Genomic DNA, 19184 nt, shown 5'->3' on the forward strand with positions numbered 1-19184 from the left:
TGAGTTTATATTACCCACTCTCTGCATGCAATTTATTCAAAAGCATTGAAGTATGTCAGGTCTATATATTATGTTTATATCAATATAAATTAAAACAACATGAAAAAGATTTTAGTTTTATTCGCATTACTGATGACCGGCGTTATGGGCATCCACGCGCAAGAAGGACTCAAATGGGGAGCGATGGCAGGTATGAATTCCAGCAAGTTCTCCACCGATGGTTTTGACAGCAAGGTAGGTTTCCATGTCGGCATCAAGGCCGAGAAAGACTTGCCCCAGATAGCCCAAGGTGTTTATCTCGACATGGCTGCACTGCTGTCCTTAAAAGGTACACAAATAAATGGGAATGATGCATCTCTGAAATTCAATCCCTACTATTTAGAAATACCTATACACATGGGCTACAAATATGCCATCAATGACAATTTTGCCATCTTTGGCAATTTCGGTCCTTACTTTGCAGTCGGTCTCTTCGGTAAAATGAAGGCAACGGGATATTTGATTGATGAAGTGGAAGGATTGACAAGCATTCATGATTCTGCCAAAGTATTCGGAAGCAATGCCATGAAACGTTTCGACTTTGGTCTCGGACTCAAAGCAGGAGTCGAATTCTTTCAAAAATATCAAGTCTCTATCGGATATGACTGGGGATTACTGGACAATATAGAAGATAGCGGAAACAAAAACCGCAACTTGATGCTCTCCGTGGGGTATTTCTTCTAAGATTTAATAGTGTGGAAAAGGGCACGAAAACCCTCTCCACACTTTTTATTGCCGATATACAAGAAACAAACTGTTCAACATAGAAATAAAATCACTACTTACGAAAACAGAGACAACCACTGAGCCGAATCTATAAAAATAGAGGATGTAAATTAAACTGTGTCAGCAAGGAATAAAGTATTAACTTTGCTAACACAGTTTTTTTTATGAAAGAAGAATTTGATTTCGAGAGTATCAAGAACAAGGCCATTGAACAGCTGAAAGCCGGCAAGCCTTTGTTGGGTAAGGACGGCGCCTTTGCCCCACTATTGGAAAGTATATTGAATGCAGCCCTGGAAGGAGAGATGGATGCACATTTGACAGAAGAAGAACGCCAGATGGGTAACCGTCGTAACGGAAAGATGCAAAAGCAGGTTCAGACTCCCTTGGGCGAAGTAACCGTTTCCACTCCCCGTGACCGTAATTCGAGTTTTGATCCCCAGTTTATCAAGAAGCGTGGAACTGCAATATCTGTTTTGAAAATAGGGAAAAGAAGTAAGAATTGAAAAGAAAAGCATAACAAAAGCAAATATAACAACTAATTTACAGTGCTTTATGTGGTATCAGTTTCGGGATTGACTTCTTAATTTGTTTTAATCCGTTTCAAGTTTCTTCGGGATATATGGGAACATATATGGGAATTTATATACCTTTGCGATATGAACCAAAAACGCATTGCCGATGAAAGTTTCCGTCTATCTGAAAAAGTGTTCCTCTACGACCTCGAACATCTGTTTCCGTGTCCGTGAGAAGAATGTGGATATAAAGGTGGTTTCGTCTCTTACAGTTCATGACAAGTACTGGGATGCAGATACCCTAAGTTATAAACGCACGACAGCCGTACCTGCCACCGACCAAAAACGCCTGCCCGAACAGATTGCCGCCATTATCGAGAAAGTGGAGAAGACCTTTTCGGACAAGGCGGACAGCAAATGGCTGAAGCAGGTTATCGAAGATGTGCTGTATCCTGCCCGTGCCTTCGAACGCAACCATCCGAACCTGCTCTACCGTGTTCATGAATATCTGGAGAAGTACGAAGGGGCTGATAGAACCAAAGAGCATATCATACGTTTTGAGCGTAAGATGTCCCGCTATCACGACTACCAACGTGAAATACTGGGCAATCGTGACTTCACGCTCTTTGTGGAGACTGTCACACTGGAACAGATGAACGGTTTCCGGGATTATGTCGCGAATGAGTACCTGCTGCGTCAGGAGCATCCTGAGTTCTATGTTCCCCGTATGCTTATCAACCACAAACCCAAGCCGCTTTCCAACACGACCGTCATCAACATCATGAACTTCTTCTGTACATTCCTGCACTGGTGCAAGAGGATGAAGTATTCCGACAACGAGGTGTATGCACTTTACGGCTGCAAGGAACCGACATACGGGAACCCGTTCTACCTTACTTCGGAGGAAAGGAATGTCCTGTACGATGCGGATTTGAGTGACAATCCTAAACTGGCGGTCATCCGGGATATATTCGTGTTCCACTGCTATATCGGCTGTCGCGTCGGAGACCTTTACCGGCTGACAAGGGAAAACATCAAGGACGGCTTTCTGGAATATATGCCACAGAAAACGAAAAAGTGTCAGGCAAAGACAGTCAGAGTCCCCTTGCACGAAAAGGCCTTGAAGATACTGGAACGCTATGATGTAAACGCGGACAGGCTGTTTCCTTTCAAGCCCATACATACCTATAATCTTGGCATACGAGAACTTTTGAAGTATTGCGGCATTGACCGTATGGTCACCATCCTTGACACGCACGGCTATAATACCGTACAAAAACCATTGTATGAAATCGCCAGCAGCCATACGGCACGCAAGACCTTTGTAGGCAACCTGTACAAACAGGTCCCCGATCCGAATCTGATCGCTTCCCTGTCGGGACACGTGGAAGGAAGCCGGGCGTTCAGGCGATACCGCACCATAGACGATGACATGAAGCGAAAACTGGTAGAAATGATAAACTAAGGAGGAAATATATATGAAAGTAACGGCATTCATCAGAAAGACATCGGCCAAGAACAATGTGACGGATCTGGCACGTGTCTATTTCCGTGTCCGGGATATTGGCGGAGTCGATATAAAAGCGGCAAGCGAGCTTTCCATCAGCCCCAATCACTGGAGCGCGGAGAAACAGGGTTACAAGCCACGTGTGGCTCTGGTATCGGAAGAGAAGCGGATGAACTTTGACAGGGACATCCAGCAAATCACCCACCTTATCACAAAGGAGTACCACCGTGGTGTGGACGGGAACTGGCTGAAAAGACTGATAGAGGAATACCACCACCCCGACATCAACGCAAGGGGCGGCAACAAAGCCGAAGAATACCATCTCGTCTATCAGATCAGCCGGTATATCGCAGAAAACACTTTGGCGGACGACAGCTACAAGCACCATCTTGGCAATATAGACAAGATAAGCCGTTACGAGCGTTTCCAGCATGAAGTACTGCACCGTAGAGGCTTTAAGTTGTGTATTGACACGATTACCGCCGATGATTTGCGGGAGTTCAAGAGCTGGCTACAGGAGGAACATAATCTTGCCGGACAATATCCATTGTTCTATAAGGATGTGGAAAAGCAGAAATACGAGCAAATCCGCTCCGAGAACAGCATTACAGGCTATTTTTACCGGATAAGGACGGTTGTCAAGTGGTGCATCAAGCGCGGGCTGACAAGAAACAATCCGTTTGACCAGTACCAGATAACCCAACCTATGTACGGCGACCCGTTTTATCTGACCCTCGAAGAGAGGGACAGGGTTTACTATGCCGACCTGAGCGGTCTGGGGGCCACCCATCCGGTCTATCGGGACATATTCATGTTCCAGTGCCTGATCGGTTGCCGCGTCAGCGACCTGAACAGACTGACCAAAGCCAATGTCGTGGACGGATGTGTGGAATATATTCCACAGAAGACCAAAATGGAACACGCCAATACAGTCAGAGTTCCGCTCAACCAAAAGGCTTTGGACATACTGGAGAGATATAAGGACTTGGAAGACGCATTACTTCCCCGGTTCTCTCATTTCGGTTACAACAAGAAGATAAAGGAGATTCTCAAATATGTGGGCATAGACCGTATGGTGAGAGTCCTCGACCCGAAGACACGCGAGGATGTGGCACGGCCTCTATACGAGGTGGTAACCACCCATACGGCACGAAAGACTTTTATAGGCAACTTATATAAGCAGGTCAAAGACCCGAACCTGATCGCCTCCATGTCGGGGCATTCGGAAGGCAGCCGGGCTTTTGTACGATACCGCAAGATTGATGACGATATGAAAAAAGAACTGGTAAACCTATTGGATTGACCGTTTCCCTCTTTTCTAATATCCCCTTTTATACTTGCCAATAATATAATACACTATGAATATGGATGAACGAAATTTGACATACGACCAGTTCAAGGCGGATATCCTTCATTGGAAGAACACGCACAGAGAGGAATACAACCGTTTCGCGCGACTGATGACAAACGGGGACGAGAGGCAGTACCTTGACATCTGTAAGGCCATATTCAGACAACTGCCCAGAATCAAGACTGAATGGGAGTTATGTTGGGATGATGACAGTAAGGGGAATTTTGAGAATATAGACCTCATGTTCAAAGAGGATGCAGTACCCAAGCGAATAGTGGAGTTATACCATGAACAGAGGGAGGAGAGTAATCCTTTGCATGATACAGCTCCGGCCACATTATGGGACAGGATAAAATCCATTTTCAGCAGCAAGCCCGAAGAACCGCGCATTATCCTTTCAGCACCTCTTGTGTTGAGTTGGCTGTACTACGGAAAGAGTTTCGAGGCGATGGTCAGCATGGTCAGCAAACAGGCAGGGAGTCCGGAAGCAGACGAAGCGGACAGACAAAGCTGTTCTTTTGTTACCCGACAAATCATTAGCGTATCCATCAAAAGTGGTTTCCGTACCCGTGCCGACTGGGACGAATACTTCGCCATGAACGAAGCCATTAAAGAAAATCGCATCGGTGAATGGGCGTTGCAATCCGCAACAGCCGAAATGGAATCCGATACAGACAGGAACGTTGGTGGCGCGGAATCAACAGATTCCGGCATTGATGCAGTATCAAAGATACAGCGTACAGCCGGAAAGAAAAAGATACAGGAACGACCTCTTATAGATTATCTTAATTGCAAGAACAAAACGGAGGTCCTACAATGTCTCCGCAGTTTTGTTTCCATTAACAGGAGTGCCGTCCATCAGGCATTGCCGTACTATGTACTGAAAGAATTGCGACTGGTGGACGGTATGCATACCGCCAAAGAATACAGCGTTGGATTGACCCTGCAATTTCCGGATTTGCCGTCTTTGAAGAGCGAAAGTGCCATACGACAGGCCGTCGGGTCCCTGAAAACGGCAAGGCACATAATCAAGGACGGGAAAGACCAGTCCGCACCACTTATAGAAAGTGACGAAAACCGGGAACTATTCCGGACATTGACAGAGGAAATCAGTGGCATTATCAGAACAGATGAAGAAACAGATATTGCAGAATAAGGTAAAATAAGGCTGTTTTATATTGTCATGCAGTCTTAAATTGTCATGACGATTTAAGACAAAGTATTATATATCAATTAGTTTTAATTCATACATACTTTTGCACCGTCAATCCTTTCCCCGAAGGTTGGCGGTGCTTCTCTTTTACAAGCCATCGGGAGTGAGGCATCAGGGAACTTTTACAGATGGTCGTGATAAATTTCAAAACTGACATTTATGATTACCATAGAAACCCTGGTCGAACAGGGAGCTAATGTAAAACTGGAAATTACTCCCTCGGACCTCAAGATGTTTGCCGAATCCATCGTACAGCGTACCATCCTGGCACAGCAGGAAGAGCAGAAGGCAGTAATGCAGCGTGAAGCGGAAGAAGTCTATCTCAACACGAAGCAAGTCCGGGAACTGCTGGACGTATGCGAAGGCACGCTCAACCTGTGGGCGAAGCGCGGCTACCTCGTGCCTGTCAAGGTAGGCAACAAGAACATGTATGCCAAGTCCGATGTACGCCGCGTGCAGACAGGGGGCAAGTCCGAAAGTGTAACATCCTATTGCAAGAGGAAAAATGGCTGACATGAAAAACAGCCGGCTTGAACTGTGCAACCGAATCCGCATGGAGGCGGAGCATACCGAAGACACAGGTTTTCCTTTGGACGCATTCCCTCAGGCCGTACAGTCCGTTATACTTGACATGACCAAATACGAGAACTACATGATTGAGTTCATTGCGACGTCCATGCTGTCGGCAGCATCGACAGCCTTGGGCGGTACTTACCGTATCCGCATCAAAAGCGACTGGCAGAGTAACGGCGCACTGTACATCATTCTGGTGGGCCGTCCCGGACTAGGCAAGACCCCACCGCTAGAAGCCGCATACCGTCCAATCCGTAAACATGACTATGCCCTTTTCAAGGCGTATGAGGCAGAAGTGGAAGCATGGAAAGCGGCAGGAGAAAACGGAAAGAAACCTGTTCTTCACCGTACTATCGTATCCGACTTCACACCCGAATCGCTTCTACAGACACATAACAGCAATCCTCGAAGCGTTGCCATTTTGGTGGATGAGATCATGGGCATGTTCAATTCCGCCAACCGCTACACGAACGGGCAGCTCATAGAGCAATTGCTGACCGCATGGAGTGGCGGAGCCTTGGATGTAATAAGGGTAAGCAATTCCACTCCTGTACATATAGAACGCCCGTGCATCAACATCATCGGAACTGCACAGACCAAACGTATTCACGAACTTCTCAAAAAAGGATTCGAGGAAAACGGACTGCTTGACCGTATCCTGTTCGTGCTTCCCAAATCCAGGGAAGTATCAAAATGGACAAACCGGGATGATGACGGAGAAAAGACCTCTTTGGCTGCAAAACGTTGGGAAAAGATACTGGACAAGGTGCTTGCTTTGGATTATGATACAGAAACGGAAGGAGACGGAATGGAAGAACACGCTGCCCATGTGCTTTCCATGAACAGTGAAGCCAAAGAGTATTTCTTCTCCTGGTGGAACGAAAAAGTGGAACGTATCAATCGGATAGAGGATGATGCCGACGTTGATAGCCGGGAGATGAAACATCCGTCTCACGTGGCACGGCTGGCTCTGATTATCCAAGTCCTGCGGTATGCTTCCGATGAAAGCCACCTGCAGTTTGTGGATCCGGTGTCGGTGAAAGCCGCTATCCGGCTGAATGACTATTTCGAGGATTCATACATACGCATCCGTTCCTTCGTGGCAGACAATACCTGTGAAGAGCCTCCCAAAGTATTGTTGTCGTTGTTACCCGATACCTTCGATACGAAAACGGCCATAGCGGTCGGTAAGGAACTGCAGAACATCAGCGAGCGCACGGTGATGAACTATCTCAGGGAGTTGTGTCACAGCAGGCTCTTGAAAAAGTCCAAAGCCGGGCATTACGAGAAAATGGTGTATGAATCCGGTAAATATTCCATAAACGAAAATGAACCATCAACCCAAAACTGCAATGAATGACCCCGCGTTGCAGCTTGCAGTTTCTTCAGTCTTGCAGTTGGGGGCTCTGAAAACGATGTTTTCCTGCAAAGCTGCAAGGACTGCAGACTGCAAATGGTCTTTCGGATTTGCAGTAATCAAAAACGAAAGCATTATGAGTGAGTACAGATTCCATCTTCAAAAATACAGACCGGGCAGTAAAACAGTTTGCCCAAAGTGCGGCAGAAAGTCCTGTTTTACCCGATATGTTGACGGGAATGCGCAAATTACATTCCCTAACCATGTGGGCAAATGTGATCATATCAACAGCTGTGGCTACCATTATACCCCGAAGAAGTATTTTCAGGATAATCCAACCATCAAAGAAACCATGATTGAACAAAACAACAGAAGCGACACCCCATCAAGAGCCGTCAAGCCAATAGCGAAGCCATTATCTAGTTCTGCACCACAGACTTCTTATCTTCCCTCTGATTGGGTTAGCCAGTCCATGCAGAAGTTTGACGTCAACCCTTTATACCGATATCTAACCAAAGTGGCAGGCAAGGAGAAGACTGACAGGCTGTTCAATCTTTATAAGGTCGGTACATCCAAGATGTGGAACGGGGCAACCGTTTTCTGGCAGATAGACATCAACGGTAATGTGCGGGCAGGCAAGATTATGGGTTATGATGCTAAGACCGGGCATCGAATCAAGCATCCGTTCAATCAGGTAAGCTGGGTACATTCGGTCAAAAAGATACCGGACTTCCATATGAAGCAATGTCTGTTCGGTGAACATCTGTTGGCTGATGCCTCATCCTCGACAAGGACTGTCGCCATTGTCGAGAGCGAGAAGACGGCTTTGGTTGCCGCCCAGTTCATTCCGGACTTCATCTGGCTTGCTACAGGTGGTATGCACGGATGCTTCAACAGCAAAGCCATGCAGGTGTTGAGAGGCCGGGAAGTGATTCTATTTCCCGACCTGAAGGCTACGGAAGAATGGCGGCGCAAAGTCCCGATGCTGCAATCCGTCTGCAAGCGTGCCACTTGTTCCGACCTGTTGGAGAAGATGGCGACCGATGAACAGCGCAGTCAGGGATTGGACATTGCAGATTTCCTTCTGATGGAAGATACGCCGCAGATGATCCTACAGAAGATGATAGAACGCAACCCTGCATTGCAGACCTTGATAGATACATTCGACTTGGAACTTATGGATGCAATGCAGGAGTAGAGCGACAAGAGAATCGGACAGCTTGCTGTCTGTGTAAAAGGGTTTGTAAAATCCCGTAGCTTATTAGGGCATTTTCACCGCTTTCACTCTCCGAGTGGCAGTCAAAAAGCCCATAAGCGAAGGGATACCCTCTCGACACCCGGTTGTCTGCGGCACGTAGGACGGGATTTTACAAACCAATAATCAGAGTAATAACAGCATAAACGAAAGATATATGGGTAATACACAATATGCAGTCTGTCACCTGCAACGTGGCAGCGGTAATGACTCCGGTATGTCATGCCATATAGAAAGAAAGGATGCCAAGGGGAAGAAGTATATACCTTTCAATGCCGATGCGAACAGGACACATCTTAATCGGGAATTGGTTAAATTTCCAGATGGAGTAAAAAACAGGACGGAAGCCATACAATTCAGAATAGACCATGCCGGACTACATCGTAAAGTCGGCAAGAATCAGACGAAAGCTATCCGCATCATCCTGACCGGAACACATGAGCAGATGATGAAGATTGCCGATGATGGCAAGTTGGATAAATGGATAGATGCCAATATGAAATGGCTAAAAGACACTTTCGGAAGTGAGAATCTTGTATCATGTGTGCTGCACTTGGATGAGAAAACTCCGCACCTACATGCCACTATCGTACCTATTGTAACCACTGAACGACTTCGTAAAAAGCGAGAGGGCGAGAAAAAGTATGAAACGAAATCCGGGGCACGCTTATCGGCAGATGATGTGATGCGGCGCACCAAGCTACACGAATATCAGAACAGTTATGCCAAGACCATGAAACCGTTCGGGCTGCAGCGGGGCATTGTCGGCTCCACCGCCAAACATCAGGCCAATTCGGATTATTACAGGCAGCAGGTCATCCGTTATGAGGAGGACATAGCCAAGTTGCAGGCAGATGTGGAGAAGGCGCAGGAGGGCAGGAACACCATCCTCTCGTGGTTCGGCAAGGGAGACCTTGCCAGAGCAAAGAAAGAACTCTCGAACAAGGACGAAGAGATTGCCAGGCTCAACAAACGGCTCAAGGAGCTTCAGGCAGAAAAGGCATGGTTGCAGGAACAACATAAATCAGAAATCGGAAAACTACGAAATGGCTATCAAAAAGAAATAGACAAGGCCATTCAGCAAGCTGAAGAGGCAGAACAGCAGTCAAAAGAGAAAGATACAGTCATAGACAGGCTGCGAAAGCAGATAAGTTTGCTTGACCGCAAGGCCAATCCTCAGCATTACAGCCTCTCATCCGGTGCCAATCTTGTACGTATCAATGTCTCAAACTATCGGAATCCGTCGCTCCATATCTGGACACGGGTCGGAGAGGAACTTTTTGAGAATATCAAATTCCAGATAGACTATGATACGGCCCAAAAGCATTTTAACGGCGAAATCACGGACGAGGAGTTTGTCAACGCTGTATTCGATCCGCAGGAACAGGTAAACGGAAAACAGGCGGAATTGCTGGGCGCTGTTTTCACCCTTGCCGCCGGAGGACCGGCGGAGGTTCATGTCGGGACAGGAACTGGTGGCTCATCGTCTGACCTTCCGTGGAATGATAACGTAGCAAAGAAGCATACTTCGATTAAACGAAGATAGTTGATTTATAGTAAATATATTTATTGCAAATTCATATCTATACATACAAGTATTTGCTATATTTTATGTACTTTTGTAGTCAAAAACTGACAATTCTTAATCGAAAAAGTCAGTACAGAAATAAAGATCATTTAGTTTACATAAATAGCATTGATATTTTGTAATGGGAGGACTTTTAACATTCAGAGTCGGAAACTTTGACACAACAGCAGAACGTGAGCAGTTTCGGTTTCTCTGTGAGCAACTCAAAACTCACTATGAGGATTCGAATGAATTCTGTGTGTTCGCAGGCAACTATAATATTGGATGTGAGTTAGATGCCCTCTTTATAAAGAAGGACGCTATTATTTCTATAGAATTCAAAAATTATGGAGGTAATGTTGTTGCCAATGAAAATGGAGAATGGACATGCAATGGTAAAATTATTAAGGGAGGTTCGAGAAAGACTGTTCTTCAACAAGCTAGGATAAATCATTCCACGGTAAAGAAAGAACTTAAAGTCTTAGGTGTTGTAAAGAACCAAATCAAGGACGTGCCACACCTTATTATTTTTCATCAACCAATAGAGTTGGAGAACAATTTAAGTGCCACCAACAGGTCTTGGCTTCACATTACTGATAGCGAACATTTCATTGAAAAGTTGGATGACATCACTTGTCCTCACACCGACCTTGCCCCACTCGGAATCGTTAAACTTGCGGAAACTCTCAACCTAAATCCTTTCTACCTGACGGAATTCAGCAATGCTACTTATGATAAACCAGCAGAGCCAATTGAGAAAATAGAGTTGATCGAAGATATAAAGAAGTACGAGCCCCACACTGAAGAGAAAAAACAAAAGAAAAAAGAGGTAATGTTAAACTTTGATTCTTTTGTTGTCGAGGACGAAAATAGTATTGCACTTTCGAATTTTGTGAAAAGGATAGTAAAATTATCGCTCAAGCTCGACAATTTTACAGTCAAGGTGCTTGACAGCACAAGGGCATCTTCATCTTTTGCAGCACACGGAATAAGGTTAACTCAAGAATATGTTGTGACAATAAATGCAGATGGCATCGGTGAACATTGTGCAAAACTCGCAAAGTTCATTAATCATGCTGTTAAAGCCATTTCACCTTCTACAATCTTTTGGGAAGAAGGCGAGAGAATTGCAACCGAAAGTGACAATTCATCTGGCGTTGTCGAAGAACATCAATCAAAAGAACTATCAAATACTAATTCGAACGTTTGTTTCCGAAAGTCAAAGACGATTCTGCCACATTGGCTTGACAAAAAGATTTTCAATGACCATCAAGCTATTTATGCTCCAGAGCATGAGCGTTATGAGTATAATCTTGATCTCAACGAAGAAGAACTTAAAGTCTATCTTGGTACTTACTTTCCTCGCAGTTATGCAGAAATGTTTTGTATTGCTGATAATCTTTTGCAGAATAAATGCCTGAAGAAAACGTTGGAACAAGATGAGATTAGTGTATTGGATTACGGTTGCGGTACGGGTGGGGAAATTCTTGGCTTGATTACAGCAATTGGAAGACATTTACCTCATACAAAGATAAGCATCACAGCAATAGATGGCAATGATGGTGCTTTAGCCATACTCAAGGATTTAGTAGAGTGTAACCCTAATAAAAATATACAAGTCGAACTAACTACATTTAGCCAAACATTAGGCTCTATTGAAGACGTGGAAAAACTTGCATTCGGAAAGAACGATTATCATTTTATCCTCTGTGACAAGATGGTTTGTGAGTTAATTTCTAAAGAAGTCCTACCAATAAATGCATACGCAATAATGGCAAAGAAACTTACGGCTTTTCTTCATGAAAATGGTTTGCTTATAATGCTTGATGTAACAACTAAAGACGAACATTCAGGATACTTCTATCCTCAATTGATGAATAATACAATAAATGACTATGTTTGTAAAAGCAGAACCATTGAGACGCTTCTACCGTTGTCGTGTGCTTGTCATGATGGATGTAGAGACTTTTGCTTTATGCAGCAAACATTCAGCGTAAGTCATTCTCACAAATCAAATGACGAAAGCAGGGTGTGTTATCGAGTGCTGTGTAAGAAACCGCTTAAGACAGCTATCATGCAAGGGATGGAAACAGCAAACCTTATCCACGTCATACACCCCACCAAATACAAGCAAAATGATGATTTGGCAATTTGCAGTCGATCTAAAAACAATAAAATAATAATTGATAGTTTTAACATAAATCTATAAATCTAATCATGGCTAAGAGAAGTTTTTACGTTAAAGATTCCGAACTTGATGATTACCAGGTAAAGGTGATTAACAAGAAAACAGATAACTCCTACATTGTTAAAGGGTGTGCTGGTAGCGGAAAGTCCATTCTTGCCTTGTGGAAGGCAAAACAAATACAAGATGAGCATAAGGGTACCTATCTTTACATTGTGTTCACTAAAGCACTAATGCAATATATGGCTGATGGCATTTCACAGGTAGGTATTCCACAACGAAATGTTGATTATCATTGGCATTGGCAGAATAGAGCTGGATGTCCAAGTGCTGATTATATTATTGTGGATGAAGCACAAGATTTTTCCAAAGAGGATATAGAACTATTCCGTTCTAAGGCAAAAAAAGCATTATTGTTGTATGGTGATTCGGCTCAACAACTTTATACTTTTATTAAAGATAAGCAAACTGTTTCAATGGAGGATATACAGTATTTTACTAAGTTCCCTGTCGAACAGCTTGTGTTCAATCATCGATTACCCAAAAAGATAGCCCGTCTTGCACAGTATCTAAATTCCGAAAGTGACGAACTTGAAGAGCGTTGTACTGAAGAGGGTGTTGAAAAGCCAAAGATTATCAAGTACAATAACATTACTGAACAGTATGATGCCATCATTTCGCTTATTCAAAACAAAAACATGGAGGATGTCGGCATCCTATTTAGACACAATGATGAAGTAGAGCGTGCATATGAATATTTCAAGAATCATGGTCTTAACGTTGAAGCTAAGTATGGACAGTTTATGGATCTAGATTTTTCTTCAGACAATCCAAAGATGATGACCTACCATAGTTCTAAAGGACTTCAATTTGAACATGTTTTCATTCCTGAATGTACTGTTGAAGACGATGCAAACCGAAATCCACTATATGTGGCCGTAACAAGAACCTATCGTGCTTTGTATATAATGCACTCAGGCAATCTTTCCAGTCTTTTTGATGATGTACCTACTTCGCTTTATGATACGAGTCTTACGAGCGGTCCCAAATTAACACTATGAGGTTTGTCAACTCCTAAAAAACGAGGATAATTATGAAATTATACATACCAACCTGTACTCTGAATTTCAATAACATATTGTCTTCAGAGTCAATTTCGCCCTTAGGATTTTACGCAAGACGCGGCTTTGGTAACAAACGCTTCTATCCTGTCTGCGCGAACGACAAAGACCAAGTAATAATATTGTACAGTAAATATCCAAGGTTCGAGATTGAAGAAAATGACCTTGAGAACTATCCTATGGTTATTGAGATAGAAACTGATGACTATAAAGATGGATTCTTTGAGAAGGCTAAGGAACATGACGGAGTAGAGGCCTATCTCTGCTATCATACCATCAACCTTAACCCTTTTCATTGTCGTATCTATTTTAATAGTTATCAGGAGCGTCAGGGTGTATTGTCAAAGGCAGAACAAAGTCTGGAGAATAAGTTCTATAAGCTTTATGCTCCTAACATAGGTGTTAAACCCAAAGAGAAAAAAACATTTTTTGGCGTTGCCAAAGATTTATTTACTCAATCTGAAAAAGATGATTTCTTATGGAATCCTTTATATGTAAATTTCAAGATCAAGAATGAACCTATAGATGTTAGTAGAGACGTTCTGCTAGACAGAATTAAAGGTTTCATTTATTGTTATCTAATAGGTGCTAATAGCTCGGTCAGCAACGAGGTTGGCAAATTGAAAGCTTTATCAAGAAAACTTCGTAACACGCTTTCTGCTGTTGTAAATTCTCCTGATAAAAGACCCACTCAGGCACAAGACGATGCTATCTTGAATGGAATCAGAGTGTTTAATGAAATCTATTCTTCAATAGATGAAGATACCATTTGGAACAAAAATTTATTAGAGTTAAAATTGTCTGACAATCCGCAAGGTCTTTCTACAAAAGATGCCAAGAATCTTTTGCACTACTGGGGTGTTTATGACGCATTCTGTAACAAACTTCCTCTTCGTAGAGTCTATGATGCAAACGAATTGTGGAGTTGTTTAGAGTATGTTTCCCCAGAGACGTTTTCTCGTGTCACAGACAATATGAATAGCGCCATTCGTAAATTGGAAGCAAAAGATAATGCTCAACGTGAAAAGTATGCCATTGAGGAATTGCTGAATGTTGATGATAATCTGTCTTTGCATATTTTGGACACATCTTACCAAAGTTCTTTCTATAAGAACCTTATTTGCTCCCAGTTTATGGCAGAGTACAAATCTGTAATGGAAGAAAATGGCGTAGAAGAACCTTTGGCACAGGCATATAATGGAGGTATGATTCTAAGGAACATGCTTGGAGATAAATGGGACTCAAATCCTGCATCTGCTTATGTTGGAGCATTACTTAATCATTTTCAGGAGAACTCCGCCTTTGACTTATTCGCTATTGAAAATGATGTACTTTCATCGTTTGCTGCATTCTGTCAGAAAGGCGATAACATTGATCGCTTGGTAGAGTACCTTGTACAAGTAGGATTCTGTAATTATAAGTTAGCTTATGGCATCTATGGTGCCACAAGAGGTTTTACGTCTCTGCCAAAGACATTTACGTCTGTATTGATTAATGGCAATAAGGATTATTATCAATCATTTGCAAGTAATGTTTGGCGAATGCTTAATGGAGTAGAAATAAAGGATGCAGTCTTACCAAAAGCGAGCAATAATACTTCAGTTATTGTAGAAAGTCAGTTGGGATCTAAGATTATTGAGAATCTAAATAATGTAGAGTCAAAAGTTGTAAAACAGCAGAAAGTTGTTGAGGCAATAAATAAGGCTGTTGAACTTGAAAATATAGTTCAAAGTCCTAAAGCTTTTATGTATATTTTTAGTAGTTTCTCACGTATTACTACAACTAAAGCGTACAAAGCTCTTGATGCTGTTAATTTTGCAGGAGATGAGGGCTCTTATACACCAGAACAATTCCGTAGTAAAATTTATTCGATTGTAGGTAAGGAAGGCTTAAAGACCCAAAAAGAAAATATTGATAAAGCTATAGAACTTGAGAGTAAAAGGCAAGATCCAGAAGCGTTCTTGAGCATCCTTGACAACTTCTTGAAACCAACTGATGCTGCGTATAAGAAGATTGAGAAACTAATTTCAAGTATTAAAAGTTTAAATACGACTTCGCATCCACAACCACAAGGAAATAAAGTTATTTCGCAGGGTGGTGTTGAAAAGCGAAACCTGAAACCAATACATCCAACATCATCTAAATTTGTAGAGGATGCAAATGTTAACTATTTTATCCTTTCAAGAAACTACCTACCTATAAAAATGCGAGAAACGCTTTCCAGAAAGGTAATAACATTTCAAAAAGGTTATGCTCCTGGTGGTAAATACTGTTCTAATCCATTGGATAACCCTACAGATAATAGATCAACCATTGATCATTTTAAGCATTGGTGTTTTTATGATAAAGGTGGTTATCCTCCTATCGTAGAGGGAACTTATGAGAATAAACAGTACTTTGAGCAGTTAATGCAAGATTTATTTAATCGTTATGCCAATAGGTAAAATTATTATCACGAACGATACAGGTGAACAAGTAGAAGCTACAGCTCCTGTCATTGTCTCTGCAAGTCGTTCAACCGATATTCCTGCCTTTTATGCCAAGTGGTTCTTCAACCGCTTGGCTAAAGGGTATTGTGCTTGGTATAATCCGTTCAACCAGCAGAAAATGTATATTTCGTTCAAAAACTGCAAGGTGGTGATTTTCTGGACAAAAAACCCAAAGCCGATTCTCCCATACCTTCATGAGCTTGACGAAAAAGGAATACACTACTACTTTCAGGTTACACTCAACGATTATGTAAAAGAAGGTTTTGAGCCTAATGTTTCGTCTGTCGAAAACAGAGTTGAGACATTCAAGAAACTTTCTGATATGATTGGTAAGGAGAAAGTAATCTGGCGTTTTGATCCTTTAATAATTACGCCAAACATTGCTCCTCGTGACCTCTTGACGCGCATTTGGCGCATTGGAAATAAACTGAAAGGTTACACAAATAAGCTTGTATTCAGTTTCGTTGATGTAAAAGCATATCGCAAGGTTCAAAACAATCTTGTTAAGGAAAGTATGCTCTTTACAAAGGAGAATGTGGAGAATGCCGAAGCCAACCTTGCTCAACGAATAGAAATTGTAGAAGGTCTTCAAAAGATTCGTGAAGCTTGGCACAAAGATGGTTGGGATGTTGAAATCGCCACTTGTGCTGAAAATATTGACCTTGAAAAATACGGGATAGAACACAATCGTTGCATTGATGGCGAATTGATGAAACGCATTTTTGCTGACGATAAGGAACTTGTCTATTATCTACATACATTGAAATTACCAGAAAAAGACTTGTTTGGTAATTTGCCACCAATACCAGAGAAGGTGCGTAATGTAAAGGATACAGGGCAACGTAAGGTATGTGGATGTATGGTCAGCAAGGACATCGGCATGTATAATACTTGTCGTCATTTCTGTGTCTACTGCTATGCCAATACAAGTAAAGAATGCGTCATCCGAAATGCTGAGAAACATAATGATGAAAGTGAAAGTATAATTGGGTAATTATGCAAGAGTCAGAACTACAACAATATCTCCTTCGCAACTATCCACAAGAGAATGCTCGTTGCGAATGGAAGGAATTCAAGAATTTGAAGAACTCGTTCTGTGGGGATGAGAAAAACGATGTCATCTCATATGTGTCGGCTATTGCCAATATGGAAGGAGGACATTTAGTGATAGGGGTACATGACAGTTCTTTGGAAATTGTCGGGACGGATACCTATAATTATGACTGGCAAAAGGCAATTCTTCGTTTAACGGAACGATGTGTTAATCTTTCGACAGAAGGTCTCGATATTGAAGAGTTTGTTACCGATGACACTAACAAGAAAGTTTGGGTAATACATATTCCCAAGCATCGTCCCAAATTGCCTGTTTACGCTCATAACAAAGCATGGCAGCGAATTGAAGATTCTCTTGTAGAGTTGACCACTGAACGCATGAATGTCATTCTTGATGAGCCAATATTTGGTGAAACAGATTGGTCTGCACAGATTGTTCCTGATGCAACGATAGATGACCTTGACGAAGTTGCTATAGCTAAAGCCCGCAAAATGTTTAAGAAGGTACATAGCCGTATTCCCGAATCCGAGGTAAATGCTTGGGATATTCAGACATTTCTTGGCAAATGCGGACTAACAAGAAATGGAAGCATCACTCGTGCCGCTATCATATTGTTAGGCAAATACGAATCAGCCTTTAAACTGCGCCCTGTTGTCGCTCAGGTAACCTGGACACGCAGGGATGCAAATCAAGATGTGGTTGACTACGAACATTTCACTGTTCCATTCATACTGACAGTAGATGAAATTCTCTCAAAGATTGAAAATCTGACTTTGCGTGAAATGCCTGGTGGTACGCTTTTCCCAGATACAATGAAGCAGTATGATGACTACACTATACGCGAAGCACTTCATAACTGTATTGCTCATCAAGATTACACGATGCAACAGCGTGTCAATTTCGTTGAGAATCCCGGCTATCTATATTATTCCAACGCCGGTACTTTCATCCCCGGAACTTTGGAAAATGCTTTGAGAAATGAGGAATCTCAGACCTATTTCCGCAATGAATGCCTATGCAAGGCAATGGTGGACTTCAATATGATTGATACCGTAAGTCGTGGCATCAAGAAAATGTTTAATGAACAATGGCGCAGACACTTTCCGATGCCGGACTACGAGATTGATGCGGCGAAAAAGAAGGTTGTAGTACGCATATATGGTAACGAGATCAATAAGCGATATACGGATTTATTGAAGACCGACAACACTCTGTCATTATGGGATTGCATATCTCTCGACGCTGTACAGAAAGGCAGATTCATACATGAAGATGTTGCAAAAGACTTGCTGAACAGGGGACTTATTGAGGGCGATGCTCCCAATTATACAATTTCTTTAGGAGTTGCTAAAGCTACTCGTCAATTGCAAGGTTACACCAAGCAAAAAGGACTTGATAAGGACAAAATTAAACAAATGGTTTTGCAATATCTTAAGAATGCAGGATCAGATGGCGCCAAACGTGATGGCATCTACGAATACATCAAAGATGTAATGCCGCAAGCTAAAACACGGGAACAGCAATTGAGGATATTAGGAGACATTCTTAATGCTCTAAGTGTAGATAAACTTATTTTTGCTAATGGGCGAACTTGGTTCTTGAAAGAATAACCACAACAGATATAGCGGTTTTCGCTAATTATAGCGGAATTTATAACGGATTCCGTCATATTATAGCGGATAATGACAGCCTATTCCGTCAAAAATGTTTAAATCCATCGAATTTCGACGAAAATACATACTGAACTGAAAAGAATAAAGACCATGTTATTAGGAGACAAAATAAAAGAGTTGAGAGAAGAACACGGTGTGCTACAAAGGCAATTGGCAGCTTTGCTTGATATAGACACTCCAATGTTTAGCAAAATAGAGCGTGGCGATAGATATGCCAAACGGACACAAGTAATACAATTAGCTGAGTATTTCAATATTGATAAAAATGAACTTCTTACACTATGGCTGGCAGACAAAGTATTGGATGCTATAGAAGATGAAGACGAATTAAAGCGAAAAGCCATTGAGGTTGCACAAGAAAGAATAGGCTAATCCTCACAAATATCGGGAACTATATGGTATCATTATCATACGATTTCCGATGTTAATATTTGATAATCAGATTGATATTTTGCAATATTCGGTTCAAGCGTGAGACTATTCTGGCAGAAGGTGTTGCTGACCGTATAATTGGCTTGTATGCAATGGGAAACAGCACAAGGGAAATCAGTGACTGGATGGA

Annotated in this window: 14 protein-coding genes and 1 pseudogene; all 15 read left to right on the plus strand. The window is 42.3% G+C overall.

The window, feature by feature from the left end; translation table 11 throughout:
• The first annotated feature begins 99 nt into the window (after positions 1–99).
• A complete protein-coding gene (locus tag CSD97_RS08770; protein ID WP_005825917.1) occupies positions 100–723 on the plus strand; it encodes a porin family protein in 624 nt (207 codons plus the stop codon).
• 206 nt (positions 724–929) lie between these two features.
• Positions 930–1220 (plus strand): annotated as a pseudogene (locus CSD97_RS08775) (transposase); the annotation flags it as partial.
• 223 nt (positions 1221–1443) lie between these two features.
• On the plus strand, positions 1444–2742 hold the full coding sequence (locus tag CSD97_RS08780; RefSeq protein WP_098032284.1) for a site-specific integrase: 1299 nt from the start codon (positions 1444–1446) through the stop codon (positions 2740–2742).
• Positions 2743–2755: 13 nt separating this feature from the next.
• On the plus strand, positions 2756–4087 hold the full coding sequence (locus CSD97_RS08785) for a tyrosine-type recombinase/integrase (protein WP_098032285.1): 1332 nt from the start codon (positions 2756–2758) through the stop codon (positions 4085–4087).
• A 61-nt stretch (positions 4088–4148) separates the two neighbouring features.
• Positions 4149–5291: a DUF6043 family protein gene (locus CSD97_RS08790; RefSeq protein WP_306444830.1), complete on the plus strand. Its 1143-nt coding sequence runs from the start codon at positions 4149–4151 to the stop codon at positions 5289–5291.
• A gap of 216 nt (positions 5292–5507) precedes the next feature.
• On the plus strand, positions 5508–5861 hold the full coding sequence (locus tag CSD97_RS08795) for a helix-turn-helix domain-containing protein (RefSeq protein WP_014298420.1): 354 nt from the start codon (positions 5508–5510) through the stop codon (positions 5859–5861).
• The gene (locus CSD97_RS08800; protein WP_098032287.1) at positions 5854–7281 is read left to right on the plus strand and encodes a DUF3987 domain-containing protein; all 1428 of its coding nucleotides are present in this window, start codon (positions 5854–5856) and stop codon (positions 7279–7281) included. Before CSD97_RS08795 ends, CSD97_RS08800 begins: the two co-directional genes overlap by 8 nt.
• A 133-nt stretch (positions 7282–7414) precedes the next feature.
• Positions 7415–8476: a DUF6371 domain-containing protein gene (locus tag CSD97_RS08805; RefSeq protein ID WP_098032297.1), complete on the plus strand. Its 1062-nt coding sequence runs from the start codon at positions 7415–7417 to the stop codon at positions 8474–8476.
• 214 nt (positions 8477–8690) lie between these two features.
• The gene (mobV, locus tag CSD97_RS08810; protein ID WP_098032288.1) at positions 8691–10079 is read left to right on the plus strand and encodes a MobV family relaxase; all 1389 of its coding nucleotides are present in this window, start codon (positions 8691–8693) and stop codon (positions 10077–10079) included.
• 163 nt (positions 10080–10242) lie between these two features.
• Entirely contained in the window at positions 10243–12309 is a 2067-nt protein-coding gene (locus CSD97_RS08815) for an NERD domain-containing protein (RefSeq protein ID WP_098032289.1), read from the plus strand.
• Positions 12310–12317: 8 nt separating this feature from the next.
• Positions 12318–13346 carry an ATP-binding domain-containing protein gene (locus CSD97_RS08820; RefSeq protein ID WP_098032290.1) on the plus strand — a complete coding sequence of 343 codons (1029 nt, stop codon included), beginning with the start codon at positions 12318–12320 and terminating at the stop codon, positions 13344–13346.
• 32 nt (positions 13347–13378) lie between these two features.
• Positions 13379–15850 (plus strand): hypothetical protein, encoded by a 2472-nt coding sequence (locus tag CSD97_RS08825; protein ID WP_098032291.1) that lies wholly within the window; start codon positions 13379–13381, stop codon positions 15848–15850.
• Positions 15837–16889 (plus strand): DUF1848 domain-containing protein, encoded by a 1053-nt coding sequence (locus tag CSD97_RS08830; protein ID WP_098032292.1) that lies wholly within the window; start codon positions 15837–15839, stop codon positions 16887–16889. Before CSD97_RS08825 ends, CSD97_RS08830 begins: the two co-directional genes overlap by 14 nt.
• Before the next feature lie 2 nt (positions 16890–16891).
• Positions 16892–18559 carry an RNA-binding domain-containing protein gene (locus CSD97_RS08835; RefSeq protein ID WP_098032293.1) on the plus strand — a complete coding sequence of 556 codons (1668 nt, stop codon included), beginning with the start codon at positions 16892–16894 and terminating at the stop codon, positions 18557–18559.
• Between the two features lie 153 nt (positions 18560–18712).
• Complete coding sequence (locus CSD97_RS08840; protein ID WP_098032294.1) at positions 18713–18994, plus strand: helix-turn-helix transcriptional regulator; 282 nt, start codon at positions 18713–18715, stop codon at positions 18992–18994.
• Positions 18995–19184: the final 190 nt, after the last annotated feature.

This window comes from Bacteroides sp. AR29, assembly GCF_900217715.1.
GTDB classification, from domain to species: domain Bacteria; phylum Bacteroidota; class Bacteroidia; order Bacteroidales; family Bacteroidaceae; genus Bacteroides; species Bacteroides uniformis.

Bases quoted from the DNA above. Each gene is read 5' to 3' on its own strand.
- CSD97_RS08770 (WP_005825917.1), top strand. From the start codon at position 100: ATGAAAAAGATTTTAGTTTTATTCGCATTACTGATGACCGGCGTTATG.
- CSD97_RS08780 (WP_098032284.1), top strand. From the start codon at position 1,444: ATGAAAGTTTCCGTCTATCTGAAAAAGTGTTCCTCTACGACCTCGAAC.
- CSD97_RS08785 (WP_098032285.1), top strand. From the start codon at position 2,756: ATGAAAGTAACGGCATTCATCAGAAAGACATCGGCCAAGAACAATGTG.
- CSD97_RS08790 (WP_306444830.1), top strand. From the start codon at position 4,149: ATGGATGAACGAAATTTGACATACGACCAGTTCAAGGCGGATATCCTT.
- CSD97_RS08795 (WP_014298420.1), top strand. From the start codon at position 5,508: ATGATTACCATAGAAACCCTGGTCGAACAGGGAGCTAATGTAAAACTG.
- CSD97_RS08800 (WP_098032287.1), top strand. From the start codon at position 5,854: ATGGCTGACATGAAAAACAGCCGGCTTGAACTGTGCAACCGAATCCGC.
- CSD97_RS08805 (WP_098032297.1), top strand. From the start codon at position 7,415: ATGAGTGAGTACAGATTCCATCTTCAAAAATACAGACCGGGCAGTAAA.
- mobV (WP_098032288.1), top strand. From the start codon at position 8,691: ATGGGTAATACACAATATGCAGTCTGTCACCTGCAACGTGGCAGCGGT.
- CSD97_RS08815 (WP_098032289.1), top strand. From the start codon at position 10,243: ATGGGAGGACTTTTAACATTCAGAGTCGGAAACTTTGACACAACAGCA.
- CSD97_RS08820 (WP_098032290.1), top strand. From the start codon at position 12,318: ATGGCTAAGAGAAGTTTTTACGTTAAAGATTCCGAACTTGATGATTAC.
- CSD97_RS08825 (WP_098032291.1), top strand. From the start codon at position 13,379: ATGAAATTATACATACCAACCTGTACTCTGAATTTCAATAACATATTG.
- CSD97_RS08830 (WP_098032292.1), top strand. From the start codon at position 15,837: ATGCCAATAGGTAAAATTATTATCACGAACGATACAGGTGAACAAGTA.
- CSD97_RS08835 (WP_098032293.1), top strand. From the start codon at position 16,892: ATGCAAGAGTCAGAACTACAACAATATCTCCTTCGCAACTATCCACAA.
- CSD97_RS08840 (WP_098032294.1), top strand. From the start codon at position 18,713: ATGTTATTAGGAGACAAAATAAAAGAGTTGAGAGAAGAACACGGTGTG.